7 protein-coding genes and 1 pseudogene are annotated in these 3,811 nt (G+C 54.8%); all 8 read right to left on the minus strand.

What is annotated here, in order from left to right; translation table 11 throughout:
* Positions 1-371: hypothetical protein (locus QP990_RS11875; protein ID WP_284799376.1), on the minus strand; the 371-nt coding region annotated here is incomplete at its 3' end.
* On the minus strand, positions 371-1,000 hold the full coding sequence (locus QP990_RS11880) for a hypothetical protein (RefSeq protein WP_284799379.1): 630 nt from the start codon (positions 998-1,000) through the stop codon (positions 371-373). The genes QP990_RS11880 and QP990_RS11875, both read right to left, overlap by 1 nt.
* A gap of 46 nt (positions 1,001-1,046) precedes the next feature.
* On the minus strand, positions 1,047-2,039 hold the full coding sequence (locus QP990_RS11885) for a hypothetical protein (protein WP_284799380.1): 993 nt from the start codon (positions 2,037-2,039) through the stop codon (positions 1,047-1,049).
* A gap of 78 nt (positions 2,040-2,117) precedes the next feature.
* Positions 2,118-2,384: a hypothetical protein gene (locus QP990_RS11890; RefSeq protein WP_284799381.1), complete on the minus strand. Its 267-nt coding sequence runs from the start codon at positions 2,382-2,384 to the stop codon at positions 2,118-2,120.
* Between the two features lie 114 nt (positions 2,385-2,498).
* Positions 2,499-2,789, minus strand: a complete 291-nt coding sequence (locus QP990_RS11895; protein WP_239206718.1) for a hypothetical protein — start codon at positions 2,787-2,789, stop codon at positions 2,499-2,501.
* The gene (locus tag QP990_RS11900) at positions 2,782-3,033 is read right to left on the minus strand and encodes a hypothetical protein (protein WP_239208836.1); all 252 of its coding nucleotides are present in this window, start codon (positions 3,031-3,033) and stop codon (positions 2,782-2,784) included. Before QP990_RS11900 ends, QP990_RS11895 begins: the two co-directional genes overlap by 8 nt.
* 103 nt (positions 3,034-3,136) lie before the next feature.
* A complete protein-coding gene (locus QP990_RS11905; RefSeq protein ID WP_284799384.1) occupies positions 3,137-3,520 on the minus strand; it encodes a phage head-tail connector protein in 384 nt (127 codons plus the stop codon).
* An 18-nt stretch (positions 3,521-3,538) separates the two neighbouring features.
* Positions 3,539-3,811 (minus strand): annotated as a pseudogene (locus tag QP990_RS11910) (hypothetical protein); the annotation flags it as partial.

The following is a 3,811-nucleotide window of genomic DNA, read 5'->3' on the forward strand; positions in this document are numbered from 1 at the left end:
TCAGAAAGGTCAGAGACCTTCTCCAGACCAAGGTCCTTCAGCTGGCCCTCAAGCCCATCAACGAGCTCATCAGCCGCGGACTTAAAGTCGGCAACCTTCTTCAGCGGGTCCGGCTCATGAATAGCGGTATCAATATTCGCCTTGAGGGTATCCAGGACTTCCTGGCCGCTTTCAGCTTCACCCACCAGGGTAGAAACAGCCTTTTCAACCTCGCCGCGAGTATCGTCACCTAGGTTCAGCAGTGCGTTAGAAGCCTGGGTGAGTGCGTCTGCCAGTTCGTGCGGGATAACGCCGGCAGACTCGAGACGGTCCACGAGGTGGGTGGGGTTGAATTCGCCGTAGTTATCGCGGTCAGTGTACTTGTATTCCATTACTTTTCCTCCTTGGTGTCCTCGTTGAATGCGCGCAGAATGTTGATGAGGGCAGCACCGATTGGCTGGGCGGAGGAACCAATGCCGGTGACCAAGTCCGTGAGCTTCTTGCGGTCAGCCTCGGGAAGAGCGTCAAACTTGCTTACTAGTTCTGGGAAGCCATCGCCCGGGGTGATTCCGTCGAACAGCTTCTTAGCGTAAGAAGAACCAACGAACTCATCCACTGCGGAACCGACCTTGCCGGCGTGTTCTGCGAGTTCTTTCACACGCTCTGCGGCCTTGTCTGGGAGAGCTTCAGCATCGCCGAACTGTTCGGCAACGAGGTCGTGCAGGCGAGTCTTGGCGTCTTCGATGCCCTTAATGGCAGAGGGAACGCCAGTGCCTGGGAAGACCAATGGTCCGCCGAGAATCTGCTTGAGGTCATCGGCAAGGGTCTTGGCGTCCTTGACAGTGCGCCCCAGCATGGAGACCTGCTGCGGAATGGATTCGGAAATCTTGTCGATGATTCCGTTGAAATTAGAGAACATGCCGGTAAGAGAATCGGCGGTGTCCTTTTCCACGCCGCCCTGCTGCTGCAGGTCGCGGATGGAGTTAGTGATTTGAGAAAGCAGGCTATCCTTATCAGCCATGAAATATACCCCCAAAAATAGTTTCGAAAAATTCCCCGAATATTGGTTAGATGATGCCGCCGGTCAAGTCATCGATAGTCTGACGTCCGCCGGAGCCGGTTAGCAGGTCTACAACTGCTTGGGCCCAACGATTGTGACGATTCAGCGGCGTAAACGGTAGTGCTTCCACGTCCTTAATCAGCGTGGTGGCGTCCTTGCCTTGAACCAAGTCAGACAACAGCTGTAGCACATCGTCTACACCATCGAGCGGCGCTAAGTGCCGGGCCAGCTTGTCGATGAACTCCAAGTCCAGGCCGCCTTTTCCATCAATGAGTGAATAGAATAGGCCAGCAACAAGGTCTGGAGAGATAGGCAGATTATTCAAGGCATTGCGCACAATGTCTTCAATTTCTGCCAGGGATACAACCGGTAGCCCATCATCTGGGAAGCGGTCATCATCATCCTTCTTGACGTTGCGGCGGTCAATGTAGGTGTAGAGGTTGTTTCCCTTTTCATCCGGGAAGCACTCAATCGTGGCGTCGAAGCCTACGACTTCTCCTCGCGAGAACACCTGGTCGTCGAGCTCGGTGACGCGACCATTCGGGATGAACAGGCGTCCCTTCAGGTCTTCGCCGCCGTGAATGTCAAAGATGAATGAGCGATAGGGAGTCTCCGTCGCGTTGTCAATCATCTGGACTGCTCGTCCATCATGACGGGAACGGAAGTTGCCTTCGCCCATAACAGCAGTGGCCACATGAGAATTGACAATCTCGTGGAACTTGCACTTGATTTGCACCGAGTGGTTGGACTGCAACACTGCCATGGTGTCACCATCCCAGTCCATGACCTTTTCGGTGTCACGGTCGACAGTCTTGGTGAGTCCGTCCTCGCTGATGTAGCCAGCCGGGCTGAATTTGTTGACTGCCGGCAGTGCAGCCACCCTGACAGAGGCAGAGTGTGGCGTTTGCAGCGGGTTGATGCCCGCCATGCCAATCCATGCGGCGCCGCCGCTTTTGACCTCGGGCGCGCCGACAACAATGTTTTGTCGCATACGTGACATGCGAATTCCCCCAAATTTTTTTACCCCGAGTAACCACCCCAAGCAGGGCAGTTACCACATATTATACATGAAAATTACTTAACTTAACGCTGTCCACAATGTGCCACCAGCCTGCCACCGCACCGCAGATGGTCTATCTGGGTCAGGGAAAATATACGGGTCGGTATCAGTATCCCAATCCAAAATATCCCCCTCCGCGCGATAGGAGACCTCCATACCCTCCAGACAGGCCGACAGTAAGTCCACGCAGTACTCATCGTCGGTGCTGTAGACCTGCAGCATGATGCGAGTGCGGTCCGTCACCGGTGTCTCTCGGTCAGGAGCAGCAGCATCAACCCGAACCATAGGACCATTAAGCTCATCCGGAACCTTGGTCGCTACATACACTCCGTCGAACTCGGAACCTTTAAGCCACCGCTTTAAGCATGAGACAACAATCGCAGACGGATGCCGCATCACTTAAGCCCCCTTCTTCGGTGACTTCGACGCGACTGGGTAGGCGCCTACGGCCTTTTGCAAAGCATTATGCTTTTTCTCGTGACCGTAGGCCTCCCAGTCATACGGAGTCGGCACGATAAGCGCACGCCACCTACGATGACCAGGTTCCGCTTCCTTGACGACGTAGTGTTCGCCGACCTTCGAGCGGAACTCCTCGGCTTTGTTATCAACCAGATGCTTAGTCTCCGATGATTCCTTGAGCACGCGATTAAAAAACTGGTGATTCATCTTGAACTTAAAGCTGTCAGCCACGCTCAACCCCCTCAAAAATACGCAGCTTATACTCCGCCAAACCCGGGTCCCACCACGGTCCGTGCGTGAAATCATGCCCACCATCGGCAATCACGAAATCCACACCACCCAAGTGGATGACATCACCGGCAGATACATCACCAGGAATCGCAAACAACGCCCCAGCCCAATCCACACGACGAATATCCTTATCATCCGGACCATGCTCAGCAGACTGATCAATAGACCAACCAGCAACCCGCACAACCTGAGGACCACCCCATCTGGTTACCGGATTACCGAAAGAATCCTCCCTAGAATCCACACGCCGGCGAACCTGCACGCGGAAAGGAAGCGGATACCCCGACTTAGTAGAGTGAGACCGTGAACGCGCCACGACGACCACCCCCAACCGAACGCAACATGCGCTTATCCTCAGCGGTTAGAAAAACACCGCCGGCATTCGAATTCGACCCAAAATTCTGATTCGTCGAAAACGGACCCGCAGTAAACGACTGAGACTCAGCCCCCACAGGAGCAGACGATAAGCCACGAGACACGGCTCGGGCAGCCACACGGGCACACACCACACGAACCGCCGCCGGAACTGACCTATCAAAGTGCTTACCCAAGTAAGCATCAACAGCGACAGTCGCCTCTTCCACCATCGCCACAATAAGGCGTTTATCGTCCTTATCCGGCTCAATGGTTAAACGGTCAGTAACGTCGTCAATCGTGCAGTACGTGTCCACGTGAACCCCCAAACAGGACTACTTAGCGCTACGGCCAGTCTTCTTCGACGGCCCCGGCTTAACCACGTGGGCCACCATGGCCATATTCGGATTCGTCAAAATGGGCTGCACAGCACAGTTAGCGCGCACCCAATAGGCCATCGGGTCGTTTTCACGCCACGCGCCGACCGCAATCTGGCCTGCACCAGATAGGTTGTACTCCGGCGAATTCATTTCCACCGTCTGGCCCCACACGGTATAGCCCAAAAGACCAGACTGAGTCTCCGGCGGAAGGAAGTACAACGTATTCTC

It is taken from the genome of Corynebacterium sp. MSK071 (genome assembly GCF_030232125.1).
Taxonomy (GTDB): domain Bacteria; phylum Actinomycetota; class Actinomycetes; order Mycobacteriales; family Mycobacteriaceae; genus Corynebacterium; species Corynebacterium kefirresidentii.

Coding starts and splice junctions, on each gene's coding strand:
- QP990_RS11880 (WP_284799379.1), bottom strand. CDS start 1,000: ATGGCTGATAAGGATAGCCTGCTTTCTCAAATCACTAACTCCATCCGC.
- QP990_RS11885 (WP_284799380.1), bottom strand. CDS start 2,039: ATGTCACGTATGCGACAAAACATTGTTGTCGGCGCGCCCGAGGTCAAA.
- QP990_RS11890 (WP_284799381.1), bottom strand. CDS start 2,384: ATGGTTCGGGTTGATGCTGCTGCTCCTGACCGAGAGACACCGGTGACG.